The following is a 19,952-nucleotide window of genomic DNA, read 5'->3' on the forward strand; positions in this document are numbered from 1 at the left end:
CGTCAATGGCAACGTTCGAGCCCGGCCACTTGCACATCGAGCGCCACGCGCTGACCCCGGATGATGTCAACTACAACGTGCACCTCGACTATGAGGTCAGCAAGAACGACAAAGGGGATAAAGGCATCCAGTTCACCATGCACGGCAGCATGCAGGGAAAGGACATGACAGAGACCTTCTTTCTGCCCAAGGAGGAGGCTTACAACTTCGCCAACAACGTGACAAAGATCGCCGAGAAGTACGGAATTCCGAAGACACACAGCCAGATCGGCTCGGTTCACAAGCATTACGATTTAATGTTTGAAGACATCCGAAAGCAGTTGGATATGAAGTCCGGCGACCCGGTCAACCTCGAGAACTTCGAGTAACCCCAATTCCCTGGATGAACGCTGTACCTGTGGGAGCGGGCTTGCTCGCTCCCACAGGGGATCATCGTTGCTCTGAAGTCCCGCGCAGGATTTCACCATTCGCCCGCCCCAAGGCATACTTGCCACCCTCCGTATTCCAGAACCCAAAACCGCCCCATGCGTATCCACGTCAGCTTCATCGACCGCGTCGGCATTACCCAGGAAGTCCTGGCCCTGCTCGGTGGGCGCAATCTCAATCTGGATGCGGTGGAAATGGTCCCGCCCAACGTTTACATCGACGCGCCGACCCTGAGCCCTGACGTGCTCGAAGAGCTGCGCGACGCCTTGCTCAGCGTGCGTGGCGTGCAAGCGATGACGGTGGTCGACATCCTGCCCGGCCAACGTCGGCACTTGCAGCTCGATGCGCTGCTCGCCGCCATGACCGACCCGGTGCTGGCCCTCGACAGCGACGGCAAAGTGCTGCTGGCCAACCCGGCGCTGATCGCTTTGTATGGCCGTGAGCCGGCCGGCGAAAGTGTCGCCGACCTGTTTGCCGACCCGGCGCTGCTCGGCGTATTGCTCGAAAACGGCTTCCGCCTGCCACTGCGCGAAATCACCGTCAACGGTCAGACCCTGCTGCTGGACGCTACCCCGATCACCGACGCCGGCGCCCTGCTGACCCTGTATCAACCGAACCGCATCGGCGAACGTCTCTCGGCGCTGCACCACGATCACGCCGAAGGTTTTGACGCGTTGCTCGGCGAATCCCCGGCGATTCGAACCCTCAAGGCGCGCGCCCAGCGGGTGGCGGCCCTTGATGCGCCGCTACTGATCCAGGGCGAAACCGGCACCGGCAAGGAACTGGTGGCGCGGGCCTGCCATGCGATTAGCGCGCGGCACAGTTCGCCGTTCCTGGCGCTGAACTGCGCGGCATTGCCAGAGAACCTCGCCGAAAGCGAACTGTTCGGCTACGCCCCTGGTGCCTTCACCGGCGCGCAACGGGGCGGTAAACCGGGACTGATGGAACTGGCCAACCAAGGTACGGTGTTTCTGGATGAGATCGGCGAGATGTCGCCGTACTTGCAGGCGAAGTTGCTGAGGTTCCTCAACGACGGCAGCTTCCGTCGAGTCGGGGGCGATCGCGAGGTGAAGGTCAACGTACGGATCCTCAGCGCAACCCACCGCAATCTGGAAAAAATGGTCAGCGAAGGTTCGTTCCGCGAAGATTTGTTCTATCGCCTCAACGTCCTCAACGTCGAAGTCCCGCCCCTGCGCGAACGCGGTCAGGACATCCTGCTGCTGGCCCGCTATTTCATGCAGCAAGCCTGCGCGCAGATCCAGCGCCCGGTATGCCGACTGGCCCCCGGCACGTACCCGGCGTTGCTGGGTAACCGCTGGCCGGGCAACGTGCGGCAATTGCAGAACGTGATCTTCCGTGCAGCAGCGATTTGCGAAAGCAGCCTGGTCGACATCGGCGACCTCGACATCGCTGGCACATCCGTGGCGCGCCAAAGCGACAGCGAAGTCGACAGCCTTGAACAGGCGATGGAAGAGTTCGAGAAAACCCTGCTGGAAAAGCTGTACGTCAGCTACCCCTCGACCCGGCAACTGGCGAGCCGCCTGCAAACTTCCCACACCGCGATTGCCCACCGACTGCGCAAGTACGGCATACCCAATAAGCAGTGAGGCCTACTCAGTCAAAATGGATCGGCATAGCCTTCAGGACCGAGCTCAAAAACGACCTCTACCTGTACTGAAAGCGCTACAGCGGAACGATATCGCTACACTCTCCCCTGATCACCGCCGTGCAAGGCTTTGATCCACCTAGGCTTTTTTCTTCGCCTCTTGCTGTAGCGATTTCGCTACAGCCATCGATACTCCTCACTCCGCCATACAAACTAAGCTATTGATTTATAACGATAAAAAAACATTGGCCGCGAAATTGCTTAGTAACCCGCCATAAAGCAGGGCTTTTAGCCCGAGCATTCCATCGCGTCCACCAGATGAGTCTGGCCCCTTAGGAGTTTCCATGAGCGAGTTGCGTTTTACTGAAGATCACGAATGGCTGCGCACCGAAGCTGACGGCAGTGTCACTGTCGGCATCACCGCCTTCGCACAGAACGCCTTGGGCGACGTGGTTTTCGTACAACTGCCTGAGCTGCAGTCCTACGACAAAGGCGCTGAAGCCGCCACCGTGGAATCGGTAAAAGCCGCCAGCGGCGTGTACATGCCACTCGACGGTGAAGTGCTGGAAGTGAACCCGGCGCTGGACAGCAGCCCGGAACTGGTCAACGAAGATCCGCTGGGCGAAGGCTGGTTCTTCCGCTTCCAGCCAACCGACGCCTCGGCTGTCGCCAAACTGCTGGATCAGGACGCCTACGACCGTCTGATCAAAGCCAACGCCGAAGCCTGAGGAGCGCTAACATGACTCAAATCAACCTGACCACCGCCAACGAATTCATCGCCCGCCACATCGGCCCGCGCGCAGGCGACGCACAAGCCATGCTCAACAGCCTCGGTTTCGACTCCCTGGAAGCCCTGAGCGCCAGCGTCATTCCTGAGAGCATCAAAGGCACCAGCGTCCTCGGTCTCGAAGACGGCCTGAGCGAAGCCGATGCCCTGGCCTTGATCAAATCCATCGCCGGCAAAAACCAGCTGTTCAAGACCTTCATCGGCCAGGGTTACTACGGCACGCACACGCCGTCGCCGATCCTGCGCAACCTGCTGGAAAACCCGGCTTGGTACACCGCCTACACCCCATACCAGCCAGAAATTTCCCAGGGCCGTCTCGAAGCGCTGCTGAACTTCCAGACCCTGATCAGCGACCTGACCGGCCTGCCGATCGCCAACGCCTCGCTGCTGGATGAAGCCACCGCCGCCGCCGAAGCGATGACCTTCTGCAAGCGCCTGAGCAAGAACAAGGGCAGCCACGCCTTCTTCGCCTCCGTGCATTGCCACCCGCAAACCCTCGACGTGCTGCGCACCCGTGCCGAGCCTTTGGGCATCGACGTGGTGGTTGGCGACGAGCTTGAACTGACCGACGTGACGCCGTTCTTCGGCGCGCTGCTGCAATACCCGGCGAGCAACGGTGACGTGTTCGACTACCGCGAACTGACCGAACGCTTCCACGCCGCCAACGCACTGGTCGCGGTTGCCGCCGACCTGCTGGCGCTGACTGTGCTGACCCCACCGGGTGAGTTCGGCGCCGACGTGGCCATCGGCAGCGCGCAACGCTTCGGCGTGCCGCTGGGCTTCGGTGGTCCGCACGCTGCTTACTTCTCGACTAAAGATGCGTTCAAGCGCGACATGCCGGGCCGTCTGGTCGGTGTCTCCGTGGACCGTTTCGGCAAGCCGGCCCTGCGCCTGGCGATGCAGACCCGCGAGCAACACATCCGTCGCGAGAAGGCCACCAGCAACATCTGCACCGCACAAGTGCTGTTGGCCAACATCGCCAGCATGTACGCCGTCTACCACGGTCCGAAAGGACTGACCCAGATTGCCAACCGCATTCATCACCTGACCGCGATTCTGGCCAAAGGCTTGAACGCGCTGGGCTTGAAGGTTGAGCAAGAAAGCTTCTTCGACACCCTGACCCTGAACACTGGCGCCAACACCGCCAAGCTGCACGACAAGGCTCACGCCCAGCAGATCAACCTGCGCGTCGTCGATGCCGAACGTCTGGGCCTGTCCCTCGACGAAACCACCTCGCAAGCTGACGTGGAAACCCTGTGGAGCCTGCTGGCCGACGGCAAAACCCTGCCGGACTTCGCCGCCCTCGCCGCTTCGGTTCAAGCAACCATTCCAGCGGCACTGGTGCGCCAGTCGCCAATCCTCAGCCACCCGGTGTTCAACCGTTACCACTCGGAAACCGAGCTGATGCGCTACCTGCGCAAGCTCGCCGACAAGGACCTGGCGCTGGACCGCACCATGATCCCGCTGGGTTCGTGCACCATGAAACTCAACGCCGCCAGCGAAATGATCCCGGTGACCTGGGCTGAGTTCGGCGCCCTGCACCCGTTCGCGCCAGCCGAACAAAGCGCCGGTTATCAGCAACTGACCGACGAACTGGAAGCGATGCTCTGCGCCGCCACCGGTTACGACGCGATCTCGCTGCAACCGAACGCTGGATCCCAGGGTGAATACGCTGGCCTGCTGGCGATTCGCGCCTATCACCAGAGCCGTGGCGAAGACCGTCGCGACATCTGCCTGATCCCGTCGTCCGCTCACGGCACCAACCCGGCCACCGCCAACATGGCTGGCATGCGTGTAGTCGTCACGGCTTGCGATGCACGCGGTAACGTCGACATCGAAGACCTGCGCGCCAAGGCCATCGAGCACCGCGAGCATCTCGCGGCATTGATGATCACCTACCCGTCGACCCACGGCGTGTTCGAAGAAGGCATCCGCGAAATCTGCGGCATCATTCATGACCACGGCGGCCAGGTGTACATCGACGGCGCCAACATGAACGCGATGGTCGGCCTCTGCGCGCCGGGCAAGTTCGGCGGCGACGTGTCTCACCTGAACCTGCACAAAACCTTCTGCATTCCACACGGCGGTGGCGGCCCGGGCGTCGGCCCGATTGGCGTGAAATCGCACCTGACCCCGTTCCTGCCGGGCCACGCCCAGATGGAGCGCAAGGAAGGCGCGGTCTGCGCGGCACCGTTCGGCAGCGCGAGCATTCTGCCGATCACCTGGATGTACATTCGGATGATGGGCGGCGCGGGTCTCAAACGCGCTTCGCAACTGGCGATCCTCAATGCCAACTACATTTCCCGTCGTCTCGAAGAGCATTACCCAGTGCTCTACACCGGCAGCAACGGCCTGGTGGCGCACGAATGCATCCTCGATTTGCGTCCACTGAAAGACAGCAGCGGCATCAGCGTCGATGACGTCGCCAAGCGCCTGATCGACTTCGGCTTCCACGCCCCGACCATGTCGTTCCCGGTGGCCGGCACGCTGATGATCGAGCCGACCGAAAGCGAATCCAAGGAAGAACTGGACCGCTTCTGCGACGCCATGATCCGCATCCGCGAAGAAATCCGCGCGGTGGAAAACGGCACGCTGGACAAGGAAGACAACCCGCTGAAAAACGCTCCGCACACCGCGGCGGAGATTGTTGGCGAGTGGACGCATCCGTACAGCCGTGAGCAAGCGGTGTATCCGGTTGCGTCGCTGATCGAAGGCAAATACTGGCCACCGGTCGGTCGCGTCGACAACGTGTTTGGTGATCGCAACCTGGTTTGCGCTTGCCCGTCGATCGAAAGCTACGCTTAAACGGATGAGGGGCAGGTTTACCTGCCCCTTTTTCCAGAACACCACAAAACCCTGTGGGAGCTGGCCTGCCAGCGATAGCGGTGGATCAATCGCCATTTCTGTCGCCTGACACACTGCCATCGCTGGCAGGCCAGCTCCCACAGGGGAATACACCAAGCCTGATATTCCGCCAATTCCTATAACAAGAAACCGGAGAACAACTCATGTCGTTAAGCGTGTTCGACCTGTTCAAGATTGGCATCGGCCCCTCCAGCTCTCATACCGTCGGCCCGATGCGCGCAGCTGCGCGTTTCGCCGAAGGCTTGCGCCGTGAAGGGCTGCTCACCGCAACCGCCTGCGTCAAAGTCGAGCTCTACGGCTCGCTCGGCGCCACCGGCAAAGGCCACGGCAGCGACAAAGCCGTGTTGCTCGGCCTGGAAGGTGAACACCCGGACACCGTGAACACCGAAACCGTCGCCGCCCGTCTGCAAGACATCCGCGGTAATGGTCGCTTGAACCTGCTCGGCGAACACAGCATTGCGTTCAACGAGAAAGAACACCTGGCGATGATCCGCAAACCGTTGCCCTATCACCCCAACGGCATGATCTTTCGCGCATTCGACGCCGCCGGTCTGCAGATCCGCAGCCGCGAGTATTACTCGGTTGGCGGCGGTTTCGTGGTCGATGAAGACGCCGCCGGCGCCGACCGCATCGTCGAAGACGCCACACCGCTGACCTTTCCGTTCAAAAGCGCCAAGGACCTGCTCGGTCATTGCACCACGTACGGCTTGTCGATCAGCCAGGTGATGCTGACCAACGAAAGTGCCTGGCGCCCGGAAGCGGAAACCCGCACCGGTCTGCTGAACATCTGGCAAGTGATGCAGGACTGCGTTGCCGCCGGTTGCCGCAACGAAGGGATTTTGCCCGGTGGCTTGAAGGTCAAACGCCGGGCTGCTGCGCTGCATCGGCAACTGTGCAAGAACCCGGAATCGTCATTGCGCGACCCGCTGTCGGTGCTGGACTGGGTCAACCTGTACGCCCTGGCGGTCAACGAAGAAAACGCCAACGGCGGACGCGTTGTCACTGCGCCCACTAACGGTGCGGCAGGCATCGTCCCGGCGGTGCTGCATTACTACATGCGCTTTATCCCCGGTGCCAACGAAGACGGCGTCGTACGCTTTCTGCTGACCGCCGCCGCGATCGGCATTCTCTACAAGGAAAACGCCTCGATCTCCGGCGCCGAAGTCGGTTGTCAGGGTGAAGTCGGCGTGGCCTGTTCCATGGCGGCCGGAGCCTTGTGCGAAGTACTTGGCGGCACCGTGCAGCAAGTGGAAAACGCCGCCGAAATCGGCATGGAACACAACCTCGGCCTGACCTGCGACCCGATTGGCGGGCTGGTGCAAGTGCCTTGCATCGAGCGCAACGCCATGGGTTCGGTCAAGGCCATCAATGCGGTACGTATGGCCCTGCGCGGAGACGGTCAGCACTTCGTCTCCCTCGACAAGGTCATCCGCACCATGCGCCAGACCGGCGCCGACATGAAAAGCAAATACAAGGAAACCGCCCGAGGCGGTTTGGCGGTCAACATTATCGAGTGCTGACGCTCACGCGCATCCGCACACTTTTTCAGGAGCTGAATATGTCCACCGAACAATTGCTGAAAACTCCGTTGCACGCCCTGCACATCGAACTCGGCGCGCGCATGGTGCCGTTCGCCGGCTACGACATGCCGGTGCAATACCCGTTGGGCGTTATGAAGGAGCACCAGCACACCCGTGATCAGGCCGGGCTGTTCGATGTCTCGCACATGGGCCAGATCCGCCTGACCGGCGCCAATGCCGCCAAGGCCCTGGAAACCCTGGTGCCGGTGGACATCATCGACTTGCCAGTGGGCATGCAGCGTTACGCAATGTTCACCAACGAAACCGGCGGCATCCTCGATGACCTGATGGTCGCCAACCTGGGTAACGACGAACTGTTCCTGGTGGTCAACGCCGCCTGCAAGGATCAGGACCTCGCGCATCTGCGTCAGCACATCGGCGACCAGTGCACGATCGAGCCGTTATTCGAAGAACGCGCGCTGCTGGCCCTGCAAGGTCCGGCCGCGGTTACCGTACTCGCACGCTTGGCGCCTGAAGTGGCGAAGATGACCTTCATGCAGTTCACCCGCGTGAAACTGCTGGGCGTCGAATGCTTTGTCAGCCGTTCGGGCTACACCGGTGAAGACGGCTTCGAAATCTCCGTGCCAGCCGCCAACGCTGAAGCCCTGGCTCGCGCCCTGCTGGCTGAACCCGAAGTGGCAGCCATCGGCCTTGGCGCTCGCGACTCTCTGCGCCTGGAAGCCGGCCTGTGCCTCTATGGCCACGACATGAACACCGAGACCACCCCGATCGAAGCCAGCCTGTTGTGGGCCATCTCCAAGCCACGTCGCGCTGATGGCGCACGAGCTGGCGGCTTCCCTGGGGCAGAGACGGTGTTCGCTCAACAACAAGCTGGTGTCAGCCGCAAGCGTGTGGGTCTGCTGCCGCAGGAACGCACGCCGGTGCGTGAAGGCGCGGAAATCGTCAACGAAGCGGGGGACATCATCGGCGCGGTGTGCAGCGGTGGTTTCGGCCCGACTCTGGGCGGTCCTTTGGCGATGGGCTACCTCGACAGCGCTTATATCGCTATCGACACACCCGTATGGGCGATTGTTCGTGGGAAAAAGGTGCCTTTGCTTGTAAGCAAAATGCCATTTGTTCCACAACGCTACTATCGCGGCTGATTGACTGTTTCTATAAGTAACGCGGTTGCGTTAACAGTGCACTAATGTGTAACGCAACCGCCATAAAACAGTGCATGTCTTTGGTTATAAGCTTCGTTTATGAACGTTGCTTATAACGTTCGAAAACAATTGAACAGCCCGATCGAATAAGCCCGCACTAGTGGACACGCTATTGCCATCAACCTTAGCAAAACCGGGCCTCTCACAGGGCTTGTTTTTTCTCACGTAGTTGGCGTAGAGTTTGTTCACTGTGTTTGCATGGGTCGCTTGGAATCGTGACCTGGGCAGTAGCCTACAAGTTAGCTACATCCCGTTCGACGTCTTCTTACTCTCCTGCAACCAGCCCCAGTACTCTTTCATGAGAAGGAGACTGTCATTAATTTTTTGCGTCAAAGGAATAAGAAATGTCCACACGTCAGAGCGGTACCGTCAAGTGGTTTAACGACGAGAAAGGTTTTGGTTTTATCACTCCAGAAAGCGGTCCGGATCTGTTCGTGCATTTCCGCGCTATTCAGGGCAACGGCTTCAAGAGCCTGAAAGAAGGCCAGAAAGTGACTTTCGTCGCTGTGCAAGGCCAGAAAGGCATGCAAGCTGACGAAGTACAAGCAGAAGCCTAATCTTCTGTAACGAAAAAGCCCCTGATGCTGACATCAGGGGCTTTTTTGTGCGCGTAAATCCGTAAAATGGCTTCTTTTTTCCGTCCAGAGGCTGCCATGTCGAAACACCTGCTCAAACCCCAGGGCGACTTTCCCGCCGCCACCCTGGGTCGTCGCCTGGCAGCGATGTTCTATGACTTCCTGTTGTGTACCGCCCTGCTGATCGTCACCAGCGGCATCTACAAGATGATCCAGATGGCGATCATCGGTGAAGACAAGATGCGCACCCTGACCGAAGCCGGCGCGCTGGACGGTGATCCGTTGCTGTCGACGGTATTGCTGTTTGTGCTGTTTGGTTTCTTCGCCAAGTTCTGGACCTGGTCTGGTCAGACCCTGGGCATGCAGGTGTGGTCCATTCGCGTGCAGAACGCTGACGGCTCGTCCATCAGTCTGTGGCAGGCGCTGTTGCGCTTTGTGGTGTCGATCGCATCGCTGTTGTGCGTTGGCCTTGGGTTCATCTGGTCGCTGTTCGATAAACAGAAACGCAGCTGGCATGACATGTATTCCAATACCCAGCTGGTGCGCATCCCGAAGAAAACAAAGTAATCCCGGACACCGAAAATCAATGTGGGAGCGGCTTGCTCGCGAAGGGGTCGTATCGGTCAACTTTGATGTTGTCTGACACACCGCTTTCGCGAGCAAGCCCGCTCCCACAGTTTTTTACGAGTACTTAAGCGTTACCGGCCAGTTTCATCCGCGCAGCCTGGGTGAAATCGAGCATGCGCTTCAACGGTCGAATCGCCTGGGGAATCAACGCCGGATCCACAAAGATCTCGTTCGTCCCTTCCTTCAAGCACTTCAGCGTGCGCTCAAGGGTGTTCATCGCCATCCATGGGCAATGTGCGCAACTGCGGCACGCTGCGCCGTTACCGGCCGTTGGGGCTTCGATGAAGACCTTGTCCGGGCACAACTGCTGCATCTTGTAGAAGATGCCGCGATCGGTGGCCACGATCAGGGTCTTGTTCGGCAGGCTCTGCGCCGCCGCAATCAACTGACTGGTGGAACCGACGGCATCCGCCAGCTCGATCACCGAGGTCGGCGACTCCGGGTGCACCAGAATCGCGGCGTCAGGGTACAGCGCCTTCATGTCTTCGAGCTGCTTGGACTTGAACTCCTCGTGAACGATGCAGGCACCGTCCCACAGCAGCATGTCCGCGCCGGTCTGGCGCTGGATGTAGGTGCCCAGGTGTTTGTCCGGGCCCCAGATGATGGTTTCGCCGTTATCCATCAGGCTTTCGACGATTTCCAGCGCGCAGCTGGACGTCACCACCCAATCCGCCCGGGCTTTGACCGCCGCCGAGGTGTTGGCATACACCACCACCGTACGTTCCGGATGCTGATCGCAAAACGCCGAGAACTCATCCACCGGGCAACCCAGGTCCAGCGAGCAGGTCGCTTCCAGGGTCGGCATCAGAATGCGTTTTTCAGGATTGAGGATTTTGGCGGTTTCGCCCATGAACTTCACACCGGCGACCAGCACGGTCTTGGCCGGGTGGGCACTGCCGAAGCGCGCCATCTCCAGTGAGTCGGAGACGCAACCACCGGTTTCTTCGGCCAGGGCCTGAATCACCGGATCGCAATAGAAGTGAGCAACCAGCACCGCGTCCTGAGCCTTGAGCTCGGCAGCGATGGCGGCACGGTAAAAAGCTTCCTCCTCGGCGGTCAGCGGCTTGGGCTGCTTGGCGTCGAGGTGGGCTTGAACCAGAAGGCGTTCGGAAATCTGCGTCATGTTCGCAAGACCTGCAGGCGCTTTCGCGCGAAAGTCGAGTATACACCCGGCTCCGGACCCTTCAGGGTACCGCCGGGAGAGTGAGTATTCATCAGGCACGGACAGCGGTGAAGATGCGCAAGGCTACAGAATATCCGGTGGATGCAAAAGATGATTCTGACCTGCGTGATGCGGTGCTGCCTCGCGTTGAGCCGAGGTCAAATCGCGGGCAAAAAAAAATCCGGAAATCCTCACTTGCGTGGGCCTTCCAGACTTTTAAAACTGCTACAAAAATGGTGGGTCGTGTGGGATTCGAACCTACGACCAATTGGTTAAAAGCCAACTGCTCTACCAACTGAGCTAACGACCCGCTGTGTGGTGGCGCGTATAATACTGATTTTTAAGGACTATTCAACACCTAATTTGAAATAAATCAAAAATAAGGTGTTGGGTCGCTCACGCCAGCCGCTGCAAAGCCTTCTGCACGCAGTCGGCAGCTGTCGCATTTGCCGCACGCACGACCATTATCGTCCGCCTGATAGCAGGAAACGGTCAGCCCGTAATCGACCCCCAGCTTCACGCCTGCCTGGACGATCTGTGCCTTGCTGAGGTTCTGCAGTGGCGCCTGGATGCGGAAGCCATTGCCCTCTACACCGGCCTTTGTCGCCAGATTGGCCATGCGCTCGAAGGACTCGATGAACTCGGGACGGCAATCCGGGTAACCGGAGTAATCCACCGCGTTCACGCCGATGAAGATGTCGCGCGCGCCGAGCACTTCAGCCCAACCCAGCGCCAGGGACAGAAACACCGTGTTGCGCGCCGGCACGTAAGTCACCGGAATACCTTCGCCCGCTTCTTCCGGGACGTCGATGCTGGTGTCGGTCAGTGCCGAACCGCCGATACCGTTCAGGTTCAGGCCAATCACCTTGTGCTCCACCACACCCAGGTCACGGGCGACACGCTCGGCGGCGTGCAGCTCCGCGTGGGAGCGCTGACCGTAATCGAAGCTCATGGTGTAGCAGCTATAGCCATCAGCGCGGGCCATGGCCACGACCGTCGCGGAATCGAGGCCGCCGGACAGCAGGATGACCGCACGTTTTTCAGCAGTGTTCAGTTGTTCAGTCATCTCAGCGCCCCGGCTCGTCATTCCAAAGATATTTATGCAGCTGCAATTGCAGACGCACAGGCAGGTTGTCCGCCACCACCCAGTCCGCCAGGTCCCGCGCATTCAGGTCATGGTGGCTTGGCGAGAACAGTACTTCGCCTGCACGCTGGTCCAGACCGTACTGAATCAGCTTGGACACGGCCCAGTCGTAGTCTTCCCGCGAGCAGATGACAAACTTCACCTGGTCATTGGGCGTGAGCAGTTCGATGTTCTCGTAGCGGTTGCGGTGTGCTTCCTTCGAACCTGGGGTTTTCAGGTCGACGACGCGACTGACCCGGGAATCTACCGCCGAGATGTCGAGAGCACCACTGGTTTCCAGTGACACTTCGTAACCGGCGTCGCACAACTGCTTGAGCAATGGGATGGCATTCGGCTGGGCCAACGGCTCGCCGCCGGTGACACAGACGTAACGCGGGCGGAAACCGGCCACTTGCTCGAGGATGTCGTCGAGTGGGCGAATGGTGCCGCCAGTGAACGCGTAGGCGCTGTCGCAGTATTGGCAACGCAATGGACAACCGGTCAGGCGCACAAAAACAGTGGGCAGCCCGGCAGTCCGCGTTTCACCCTGCAATGAGTAGAAAACTTCGGTGATTCTCAATGTGTCTTGCATAGTCGCCACGGGCATAACAGCTAAACAGGCTGTCCGCCTCCGTCAGGCACTTCAAGGAACCCCGCCATCGCGCAGATCCCAAAAAGCGTGTTTCAAAAAAGGGGGTGAATTCTAACGAAAAAACCCGCGACAAGCGCGGGTTTCTTCAAAACGGCTCAAGCAGCCCTTACATTTTCTGCAGATCACGCTGGGCCAACTGAGCAGCGGAAGTGCCCGGATATTGCGACACGACCTGTTGCAGAATGCCTTTGACCTTGTCGGTGTGACCGAGGCGGCGTTCTACATCAGCCAGCTTGTACAGCGAATCAGGCACTTTTGGATGCTTGGGGTACAGCTGCGAAACCTTGGCAAATGCCTGACCTGCACCTTGCAGATCGCCTTTGGCCAAATTCACTTCGCCCAACCAGTATTGGGCATTGCCCGCGTACTGGCTGTTCGGGTACTTGCGCAGGAATGCCGCAAAAGCCTGACTGGCTTTGTCGAAATCCTTGGCTTTGATCAGGTCGAAGGCTGCATCGTAATACAGTTTTTCCTTCGCCGGATCAGCCGGTTCGCTACCCGCGGCGGGTGCTTGAGCGGCGGCCGCTCCTGCACCTGCGCCAGCTGCTGCACCGGGGGCATTCAAACTGCCACCGGTGGAAGAATTATCAGGAGTCGCGGCTGGTGCAACGCCGGTTCCTATGCGCCGATCAAGATCCTGATATCGCTCCAGGCTCTCTTGCTTCATGCGCGCTACATCATTTTGCAGAACTTCGATCACACCCTGTTGGCGTGAGATCTGCTCCTGCATGGATTGCAATTGGTTGAACAGCTCGCCCTGTGCCGAGACAGGGGCCGAAACCCCTCCCCCGGCATAGGCGCCGTTCGTACCGTAACCCGCAGGCGGATTACTAGTCCCGCTATTGTTATAGCCGGAGTCGTTATCGACCACAGGAACCGCAGCCCACACCGCAAGCGGTGCGAGGCTGAGGGCCAAAACAGTTACAGCACGACGGCACGTTCGCATGACGAATTACTTACGCAGTTCGACGCGACGGTTTTGAGCCCAGGACTGCTCGTCGTTGCCGGTAGCAACTGGACGCTCTTCGCCGTAGGAAACCAGTTCCAGCTGAGCTGGGGAAACACCTTGCAGTACCAGGTAGCGCTGAACGGCTTTCGCACGACGCTCGCCCAGTGCCATGTTGTACTCACGAGTACCACGTTCGTCGGTGTTGCCTTCCAGAACAACGCGAGCGCCGTTTGCTTTCAGGTCTTTGGCGTGAACGTCCAGAGCGCGCATGGCTTCTGGCTTCAGGTCCGAGCTGTCGTATTCGAAGTAGAAGGTGGTGATTGCGCGCAGAGCAGCTTCTTCGCTCAGGGAGCCATCAACGGCACCAGTGTTAGCGCCGTAACCAGCGTTTGGATCAACAGCGCCTTCACCGGCGTTGTCGCCGCCTTTGGACGAGCAACCTACAGCTACAGCCATGGCCAGAGCCAGCGCAGCAAATTTACCAAACTTCAGCATTTCCATCGTGAAACTCCTAATGAACCCCAGTGTGTTAAGTAAAACGTGTAGCGCCGCGTCAGTTCAGGTAAGGGGACCAGGAAGGTTCTCTGACTTCGCCTTGTGCGGTAGGAAGCGGGAGCCTTACGCGTCCATTAATGGACACGAGCATCAAGACTCCCCGGCCCTGCTGGCGGGTGGCGTAGATTACCATGGTGCCGTTGGGCGCAACAGTAGGCGACTCGTCCAGAGTGCTATCAGTGAGGATCTTTACACTACCGCGCTGCAAATCCTGGGCCGCCACCTTGAAATTAGTGAAGCCATCCTGGCGGTGAATCATCACCAGGGTCTTTTCATCAGCCGAAAGTTTAGGGTTCGCGTTGTAGTTACCAATAAAGGTCACACGTTCCGCACCGCCACCACCGACGCTGGTTTTGTAGATCTGTGGCTTGCCGCCACGGTCAGAGGTGAAGTAGATGGTCGAACCATCCTTACCCCAGAACGGTTCGGTGTTGATGCCGGGACCGTTGGTGACGCGAGTGATCTGACGCGAACCCAGGTTCATCACGTAGATGTCCGGGTTACCGTCTTTCGACAGTACGAATGCCAGGCGATTGCCATCCGGCGACCAGGCTGGCGCGCCATTCAGGCCTTCGAAGTTGGTGATCTGCTCACGGCGACCGGTGTCGATGTTCTGCATGAAGATACGCGGACGCTTCTGCTCGAACGAGACGTAAGCGATGCGCTTGCCATCCGGTGCGAAACGCGGCGACAGGATCGGCTCGCGCGATTGCAGCAGGGTCACGGCGCGAGCACCGTCATAATCCGAGCGTTGCAGCGTGTAGCGCGTGTTCTTCTCGGAGAAGCGTTCGGCCGTCACGTACAGCAGACGAGTCGAGAACGCACCTTTGATGCCGGTGAGCTTTTCAAACGACTGGTCGGCGATGTAGTGGGACATGTCGCGCAGTTGATCGACGCTGCCCGACACGCTGCCGGTCAGCACTTGCTGCTCGGTGGCGACGTTGAAAAGAGCGTATTGAACCTGCAGGCGACCGCCCGATGGCACGATGCTGCCAACCATAATGTACTGGGCGTTGATCGCCTTCCAGTCACGGAAAATGATTTCGCTGGCCTGGCTCGGCTGGCTGATCATGTTCTGCTTTGGAATCGGCGCGTAGTAACCCGAGTTGCGCAGGTCGTTACCGATGATCTCGGCCATGTCGTCCGGCAGCACGGTGCCGCCCTGGAAACCGAATGGCACTACGGCAATTGGAGTTGCCTGGGAGCTACCACTGCTGACCAGGATATTTTTTTCATCTGCGGTGGCCAGTCCTGCAAAGCAGAACATGACTACAAGCAGTCCTCGAAGAAGGTTTCTCACAAGGCTAGATCCTCAGGTGTGAATGTCATCTTGAATGAACGATAGGGTGCGAAATCAGCTGGCTTCAGACCCTGCATTTCGGTCAATCGACCAATATTTTTTACCGCCGCTACCGCTGAGCTGTCGAACGGTACATCACCGCTGGACTTGGCAACCGATACGCCGGAGATTGTTCCATCAGGCAGCATGTTGATCTGCAGGATCACCTTCATGCCCTTGCGGGCCGACGGTGGCTGCGCCCAACCTTCAGAAGCACGCGAGCGAATCAGATCGTCGAAGTTACCCGCGACTTCATCACCCTGCTCATCCGCCAAGGCCTGCTGACGCTCCGGCGTGTCGGAAAGCAAATCGGCCAGGGCCTGAGCCTTTTTCTCATCGACCGATTTACGCGCCGCTTCCTGCGATTTTTTCTTCGCAGCATCGGCAGCAGCTTTCTTCTTCGCGTCTTCGGCGACTTTCTTCTTCGCCTCTTCAGCTTCAGATTTCTTCTTGGCGTCTTCCGCGGCTTTCTTCTTCGCGTCTTCGACAATCTTTTTCTTGGCTTCTTCAGCGGCCGCTTTCTTGGCCTCTTCTTCAGCTGCTTTCTTGGCTTCTTCTTCAGATTTCTTCTTGGCTATATCAGCCAATTGTTTCTCTTCAGCCTTTTTGGCTTCGGCGGTCTTCTTCGCTTCATCGGCTTTCTTGGCTTCATCAGCCTTTTTTGCCTCTTCCGCTTTTTTAGTCTCGTCGGCCTTCTTGGATTCTTCGGCTTTTTGAGCCGCATCTTCCTTCTTTTGTTCCGCGGCCTTGATCGCTTCCTGTTCGATCTTTTTCTGTTCCATCTGTTCGACTTCGGTCTGACGCGCGGCAGATTTCTTCGCCTCACCCGCAATCTTCTGATTGGTCTGGGTGGTCGCCTGACTCTTCGATTTCAGCTGGTACAAGGTCGCCTGGACAATCGGCTTGGCCGGCGGCAATTCCGGTGTGAAGGCGAAACTGACGAACAGCATGCCGAACACCAGCACGTGCAAGACAATCGCCAGGACACTAGGCCAGAAGTAGCTTTCCGAGGCGGACGGCTCTCGCATTTGCTGCATCAGGGTGCCTCGGTAATCAAGCCAACATTACCGACCCCGGCTTTCTGCAACCCGCCCATGGCGCCCATTACGGAACCGTAATCGACGGTCTTGTCGCCGCGGATGAACACCTGGGTGCGCTTGCCGCCTTCAGTGCCGGCTCGGATGATCTTGGTCACCGCGTCAGTCATCTGCGGCAAGGTCATGGCCTTGTCCTGTTGCTTTTCAGTGTCGACTTCGCTGCCAAGGTTCCAGTAGTAGGTCTTGTCAGACTTGATCGAAATGGTCAGGACCTGGGTGTTGTTGTCCTGCGGCAAGGCTTCGCTGGAAACCTTGGGCAGATCAACTTTCACGCCCTGATTGAGCATCGGAGCGGTCACCATGAAGATGACCAGCAGCACCAGCATCACGTCGATGTAAGGCACCACGTTCATCTCGGCAACCGGCTTGCGCTTTTTGCGAGCTCGAGCGATTAAAGCCATTGGAAATTACCTGCTTATTCTTCGCTGGTGTGCACTTTGCGGTGCAGGATCGCCTGGAATTCATCGGCGAAGGTGTAGTAACGGCCCAGCAGGGTTTCGCCGCGAGCAGCAAAACGGTTGTAAGCGATAACGGCCGGGATGGCGGCGAACAGGCCGATCGCAGTGGCGATCAGTGCTTCGGCAATACCCGGAGCCACAGTGGCCAGGGTCGCTTGCTGGGCAGTGGCTAGGCCACGGAAGGAGTTCATGATCCCCCAGACGGTACCGAACAGACCGATGTACGGGCTGACGGAACCGACGGTGGCGAGGAACGGCAGGCTCTGCTCGAGCTTTTCTTCTTCACGGGAAATGGCGACGCGCATGGCACGGGCCACGCCTTCCATGACCGCTTCCGGATCGACGCCTGGCTGCTGACGCAGACGGGAGAATTCCTTGAAACCGGCACGGAAGATCTGCTCGACGCCCGAATCCGGATCAGGGTTGCTGCCGGCCTGACGGTAGAGTTTGGACAGGTCGATGCCAGACCAGAAGCGCTCTTCAAAGCTCTCCAGGGCACGTCGACCGGCACGCAGCAGGTTGCTGCGCTGAAAGATCATGATCCATGAGGTCACCGATGCGGCTACCAGGATCAGCATTACCAGTTGCACCACGATACTGGCATTGCTGACCAGGCTCCACATGGAGGAATGGTCGACGACGTTAGCTTCCACGCTTTATCTCCTGCTTTGAGTGTGTACCCGCGCCGCTCACGTCGGCAAAGGCCGCACGTAGAGCTTCGGGAATGGCCCGGGGTTTTAAACTTTCAGTGCGCACACAGGCCACCAGAAACTGCCCTTCGCAGAGCAGCGCATTATCCGTGGCTCGCCTGACCTGCTGCTTGAAGCGCAGGCTGACACGGTTCAATTCGATTACTTCAGCGCTTACCAGAAGCTCGTCGTCCAGTCGCGCCGGCGCGTGATAACGCGCTTCGCTGGAATGCACGACAAACAACAGGTCCTCTCCTGCCAGCTGGGACTGGGCAAAGCCCAGATCCCGGAGCCGCTCGGTGCGAGCCCGTTCCATAAACTTGAGGTAATTGACGTAATACACGATGCCGCCCGCATCGGTGTCCTCGTAATAAACGCGACAACGAAGTGCGAAAGGCTCAAGCCCGTTTTGCGCGCGCATACTCTAGTGCTTACTCCTCAGGTTGCCAATCCGGCCAGGCAACTGTTTTTCATTGATTCGCGGCTTTCTGGTGAAAGTACGGTCCTCAGACCGCACAAACTCCGAATAAATCAGCCCGCAAAGGTGATTAATCGTCTACGGCATCAAGGAACTCGTCTACCACGGGCATCTCGCCCAATCGTGACGGAATGTTTAAACCGAAGTGCAGATACGCGTGCCGGGTGACCACCCGCCCCCGCGGCGTGCGCATGATGTAGCCCTGCTGGATCAGGTACGGCTCCAGCACGTCTTCAATGGTATGGCGCTCCTCGCTGATCGCCGCCGCCAGACTGTCCACTCCGACCGGCCCACCGTCGAACTTCTCGATCATGGTCAACAGCAGGCGCCGATCCTGGTGATCGAAGCCACGTTCGTCGACATCCAGCAGGTTCAAGGCCAGGTCGGCGATCGGTTTGGTGATGTGGCCCTTGGCTCGAACTTCGGCAAAATCCCGAACCCGGCGCAGCAAGCGGTTGGCGATCCGTGGGGTGCCACGGGCACGGCGGGCGATTTCAAAGGCGCCTTCCGGGTCCAGCGGCAAGCCGAGGATGTTCGCCGAACGGCTGACAATCGTCGCCAGGTCGGCGGTGTTGTAGAACTCCAGGCGCTGCACGATGCCGAAGCGGTCGCGCAACGGATTGGTCAGCATGCCGGCACGGGTCGTCGCTCCCACCAGGGTGAACGGCGGCAGATCCAATTTGATCGAGCGCGCAGCCGGCCCTTCACCGATCATGATGTCGAGCTGGAAATCCTCCATGGCCGGGTACAGCACTTCTTCGACGATCGGCGACAGCCGATGGATTTCGTCGATGAACAGCACGTCGTGAGGCTCAAGGTTGGTCAACAGCGCCGCCAGATCACCCGGACGCTCAAGCACCGGGCCCGAGGTGCTTTTGATCGACACGCCCATTTCCTGGGCGATGATGTTGGCCAGGGTGGTTTTACCCAGACCCGGCGGGCCAAAGATCAGCGTGTGGTCCAGGGACTCGTTACGCCCGCGTGCGGCCTGGATGAACAACTCCATTTGCTCGCGAACGGTCGGCTGGCCAATGTATTCGGCCAGGCTGACAGGACGAATCGCCCGGTCCTGGACTTCTTCGCGGTCGCGAGGGCCTGGCGTGGCGGCAATCAGACGATCAGCTTCAATCACTTAGATCATTCCCTTCAGGGCACGACGAATCATGTCTTCACTGCTCAAACCTTTCTCCTTGATCGCGGAAATCGCCTTGCTGGCTTCCTGCGGCTTGTAGCCCAGGGAAATCAGCGCGCTGACCGCATCATTTTCCGCGGTAGCCACTGGAGCCGCATCGGGTCCGCCCGGCTGGTTCGGCACCAGGGCGAACATCGCCGGCACCGTTTCCCACGCTTTGAAGCGGTCCTTGAGCTCCACCAGCAAACGCTCGGCGGTCTTCTTGCCCACGCCCGGCACCTTGGTCAGCGCCGAAGTGTCCTGGGATTGCACGCAACGTACCAGCTCATCCACTTCCAGGCTCGACATCAAGGCCAAGGCCAATTTCGGCCCTACACCATTGAGACGGATCAACTCGCGAAAAAAGTCTCGCTCACGCTTGCCGAAGAAGCCATAGAGTAACTGCGCGTCTTCACGTACGACCAAATGGGTGTGCAAGGTCAGCGGTTCACCGACCGACGGCAAGCGATACAGCGTGGTCATGGGCACTTCCAGCTCATACCCCAGACCGTTTACATCCAGAATCAGGTGCGGCGGCTGTTTCTCAGCCAGTGTGCCGCGCAAGCGTCCAATCACGTTTCAGATCCTTGAGCGTTGGCCAGATCAATGACTGGCGACTGACAGAACAAGGGTTTTGCGCCGACAACACA

At 59.0% G+C, this 19,952-nt stretch carries 20 protein-coding genes and 1 tRNA gene; 8 read left to right on the forward strand and 13 right to left on the reverse strand.

What is annotated here, in order from left to right:
- Positions 1–5 precede the first annotated feature (5 nt).
- The 8 genes from DJ564_RS25440 (at position 6) to DJ564_RS25475 (ending at position 9,569) form a co-directional block, all read left to right on the forward strand.
- A complete protein-coding gene (locus DJ564_RS25440; RefSeq protein WP_109634276.1) occupies positions 6–368 on the forward strand; it encodes a DUF5064 family protein in 363 nt (120 codons plus the stop codon).
- A gap of 156 nt (positions 369–524) precedes the next feature.
- On the forward strand, positions 525–2,033 hold the full coding sequence (locus tag DJ564_RS25445) for a sigma-54-dependent transcriptional regulator (RefSeq protein WP_109634278.1): 1,509 nt from the start codon (positions 525–527) through the stop codon (positions 2,031–2,033).
- A 343-nt stretch (positions 2,034–2,376) separates the two neighbouring features.
- Positions 2,377–2,760: a glycine cleavage system protein GcvH gene (gene gcvH / locus DJ564_RS25450; protein ID WP_008027813.1), complete on the forward strand. Its 384-nt coding sequence runs from the start codon at positions 2,377–2,379 to the stop codon at positions 2,758–2,760.
- Between the two features lie 11 nt (positions 2,761–2,771).
- Positions 2,772–5,624: an aminomethyl-transferring glycine dehydrogenase gene (gene gcvP, locus DJ564_RS25455; RefSeq protein ID WP_109634280.1), complete on the forward strand. Its 2,853-nt coding sequence runs from the start codon at positions 2,772–2,774 to the stop codon at positions 5,622–5,624.
- A 203-nt stretch (positions 5,625–5,827) separates the two neighbouring features.
- Positions 5,828–7,204 (forward strand): L-serine ammonia-lyase, encoded by a 1,377-nt coding sequence (locus tag DJ564_RS25460; RefSeq protein ID WP_109634281.1) that lies wholly within the window; start codon positions 5,828–5,830, stop codon positions 7,202–7,204.
- Between the two features lie 38 nt (positions 7,205–7,242).
- Positions 7,243–8,367 (forward strand): glycine cleavage system aminomethyltransferase GcvT, encoded by a 1,125-nt coding sequence (gene gcvT, locus DJ564_RS25465; protein WP_109634283.1) that lies wholly within the window; start codon positions 7,243–7,245, stop codon positions 8,365–8,367.
- Positions 8,368–8,771: 404 nt separating this feature from the next.
- A complete protein-coding gene (locus DJ564_RS25470; protein WP_003227496.1) occupies positions 8,772–8,984 on the forward strand; it encodes a cold-shock protein in 213 nt (70 codons plus the stop codon).
- 96 nt (positions 8,985–9,080) lie between these two features.
- On the forward strand, positions 9,081–9,569 hold the full coding sequence (locus DJ564_RS25475) for an RDD family protein (RefSeq protein ID WP_109634285.1): 489 nt from the start codon (positions 9,081–9,083) through the stop codon (positions 9,567–9,569).
- Positions 9,570–9,693: 124 nt separating this feature from the next.
- On the opposite strand, the gene nadA is transcribed toward DJ564_RS25475, so the two are convergent.
- From nadA to ruvA, 13 genes are all read right to left on the reverse strand, one after another.
- Positions 9,694–10,752, reverse strand: coding sequence for a quinolinate synthase NadA (gene nadA, locus DJ564_RS25480; protein ID WP_109634286.1), 1,059 nt, complete (start codon positions 10,750–10,752; stop codon positions 9,694–9,696).
- Positions 10,753–11,025: 273 nt separating this feature from the next.
- Positions 11,026–11,101, reverse strand: a tRNA-Lys gene (locus DJ564_RS25485).
- 63 nt (positions 11,102–11,164) lie between these two features.
- The gene (queC, locus tag DJ564_RS25490; RefSeq protein WP_109634288.1) at positions 11,165–11,857 is read right to left on the reverse strand and encodes a 7-cyano-7-deazaguanine synthase QueC; all 693 of its coding nucleotides are present in this window, start codon (positions 11,855–11,857) and stop codon (positions 11,165–11,167) included.
- 1 nt (position 11,858) lies between these two features.
- Positions 11,859–12,506, reverse strand: coding sequence for a 7-carboxy-7-deazaguanine synthase QueE (queE, locus tag DJ564_RS25495; protein WP_109636184.1), 648 nt, complete (start codon positions 12,504–12,506; stop codon positions 11,859–11,861).
- A gap of 166 nt (positions 12,507–12,672) precedes the next feature.
- Positions 12,673–13,512: a tol-pal system protein YbgF gene (gene ybgF / locus DJ564_RS25500; RefSeq protein ID WP_109634290.1), complete on the reverse strand. Its 840-nt coding sequence runs from the start codon at positions 13,510–13,512 to the stop codon at positions 12,673–12,675.
- 6 nt (positions 13,513–13,518) lie between these two features.
- Complete coding sequence (gene pal / locus DJ564_RS25505; protein WP_003178634.1) at positions 13,519–14,016, reverse strand: peptidoglycan-associated lipoprotein Pal; 498 nt, start codon at positions 14,014–14,016, stop codon at positions 13,519–13,521.
- A 52-nt stretch (positions 14,017–14,068) separates the two neighbouring features.
- Entirely contained in the window at positions 14,069–15,337 is a 1,269-nt protein-coding gene (gene tolB / locus DJ564_RS25510) for a Tol-Pal system beta propeller repeat protein TolB (protein WP_218277770.1), read from the reverse strand.
- 29 nt (positions 15,338–15,366) lie between these two features.
- The gene (tolA, locus tag DJ564_RS25515; RefSeq protein WP_109634293.1) at positions 15,367–16,446 is read right to left on the reverse strand and encodes a cell envelope integrity protein TolA; all 1,080 of its coding nucleotides are present in this window, start codon (positions 16,444–16,446) and stop codon (positions 15,367–15,369) included.
- Positions 16,446–16,898 carry a protein TolR gene (gene tolR / locus DJ564_RS25520; protein WP_162556275.1) on the reverse strand — a complete coding sequence of 151 codons (453 nt, stop codon included), beginning with the start codon at positions 16,896–16,898 and terminating at the stop codon, positions 16,446–16,448. The genes tolA and tolR overlap by 1 nt, the downstream gene beginning before the upstream one ends.
- A gap of 23 nt (positions 16,899–16,921) precedes the next feature.
- Positions 16,922–17,617, reverse strand: a complete 696-nt coding sequence (gene tolQ / locus DJ564_RS25525; protein ID WP_109634294.1) for a protein TolQ — start codon at positions 17,615–17,617, stop codon at positions 16,922–16,924.
- A complete protein-coding gene (ybgC, locus tag DJ564_RS25530; RefSeq protein ID WP_010457477.1) occupies positions 17,607–18,074 on the reverse strand; it encodes a tol-pal system-associated acyl-CoA thioesterase in 468 nt (155 codons plus the stop codon). Before ybgC ends, tolQ begins: the two co-directional genes overlap by 11 nt.
- A 127-nt stretch (positions 18,075–18,201) precedes the next feature.
- Complete coding sequence (ruvB, locus tag DJ564_RS25535; protein WP_008147374.1) at positions 18,202–19,263, reverse strand: Holliday junction branch migration DNA helicase RuvB; 1,062 nt, start codon at positions 19,261–19,263, stop codon at positions 18,202–18,204.
- Complete coding sequence (ruvA, locus tag DJ564_RS25540) at positions 19,264–19,878, reverse strand: Holliday junction branch migration protein RuvA (RefSeq protein WP_064679388.1); 615 nt, start codon at positions 19,876–19,878, stop codon at positions 19,264–19,266.
- Positions 19,879–19,952: the final 74 nt, after the last annotated feature.

This window comes from Pseudomonas sp. 31-12 (genome assembly GCF_003151075.1).
In the GTDB taxonomy this organism is placed as follows: Bacteria; Pseudomonadota; Gammaproteobacteria; order Pseudomonadales; family Pseudomonadaceae; genus Aquipseudomonas.

Excerpts from the sequence above, each read along its gene's own strand:
- DJ564_RS25440 (WP_109634276.1), top strand. The coding sequence starts at position 6 with ATGGCAACGTTCGAGCCCGGCCACTTGCACATCGAGCGCCACGCGCTG.
- DJ564_RS25445 (WP_109634278.1), top strand. The coding sequence starts at position 525 with ATGCGTATCCACGTCAGCTTCATCGACCGCGTCGGCATTACCCAGGAA.
- gcvH (WP_008027813.1), top strand. The coding sequence starts at position 2,377 with ATGAGCGAGTTGCGTTTTACTGAAGATCACGAATGGCTGCGCACCGAA.
- gcvP (WP_109634280.1), top strand. The coding sequence starts at position 2,772 with ATGACTCAAATCAACCTGACCACCGCCAACGAATTCATCGCCCGCCAC.
- DJ564_RS25460 (WP_109634281.1), top strand. The coding sequence starts at position 5,828 with ATGTCGTTAAGCGTGTTCGACCTGTTCAAGATTGGCATCGGCCCCTCC.
- gcvT (WP_109634283.1), top strand. The coding sequence starts at position 7,243 with ATGTCCACCGAACAATTGCTGAAAACTCCGTTGCACGCCCTGCACATC.
- DJ564_RS25470 (WP_003227496.1), top strand. The coding sequence starts at position 8,772 with ATGTCCACACGTCAGAGCGGTACCGTCAAGTGGTTTAACGACGAGAAA.
- DJ564_RS25475 (WP_109634285.1), top strand. The coding sequence starts at position 9,081 with ATGTCGAAACACCTGCTCAAACCCCAGGGCGACTTTCCCGCCGCCACC.
- nadA (WP_109634286.1), bottom strand. The coding sequence starts at position 10,752 with ATGACGCAGATTTCCGAACGCCTTCTGGTTCAAGCCCACCTCGACGCC.
- queC (WP_109634288.1), bottom strand. The coding sequence starts at position 11,857 with ATGACTGAACAACTGAACACTGCTGAAAAACGTGCGGTCATCCTGCTG.
- queE (WP_109636184.1), bottom strand. The coding sequence starts at position 12,506 with ATGCAAGACACATTGAGAATCACCGAAGTTTTCTACTCATTGCAGGGT.
- ybgF (WP_109634290.1), bottom strand. The coding sequence starts at position 13,512 with ATGCGAACGTGCCGTCGTGCTGTAACTGTTTTGGCCCTCAGCCTCGCA.
- pal (WP_003178634.1), bottom strand. The coding sequence starts at position 14,016 with ATGGAAATGCTGAAGTTTGGTAAATTTGCTGCGCTGGCTCTGGCCATG.
- tolB (WP_218277770.1), bottom strand. The coding sequence starts at position 15,337 with ATGTTCTGCTTTGCAGGACTGGCCACCGCAGATGAAAAAAATATCCTG.
- tolA (WP_109634293.1), bottom strand. The coding sequence starts at position 16,446 with ATGCAGCAAATGCGAGAGCCGTCCGCCTCGGAAAGCTACTTCTGGCCT.
- ybgC (WP_010457477.1), bottom strand. The coding sequence starts at position 18,074 with ATGCGCGCGCAAAACGGGCTTGAGCCTTTCGCACTTCGTTGTCGCGTT.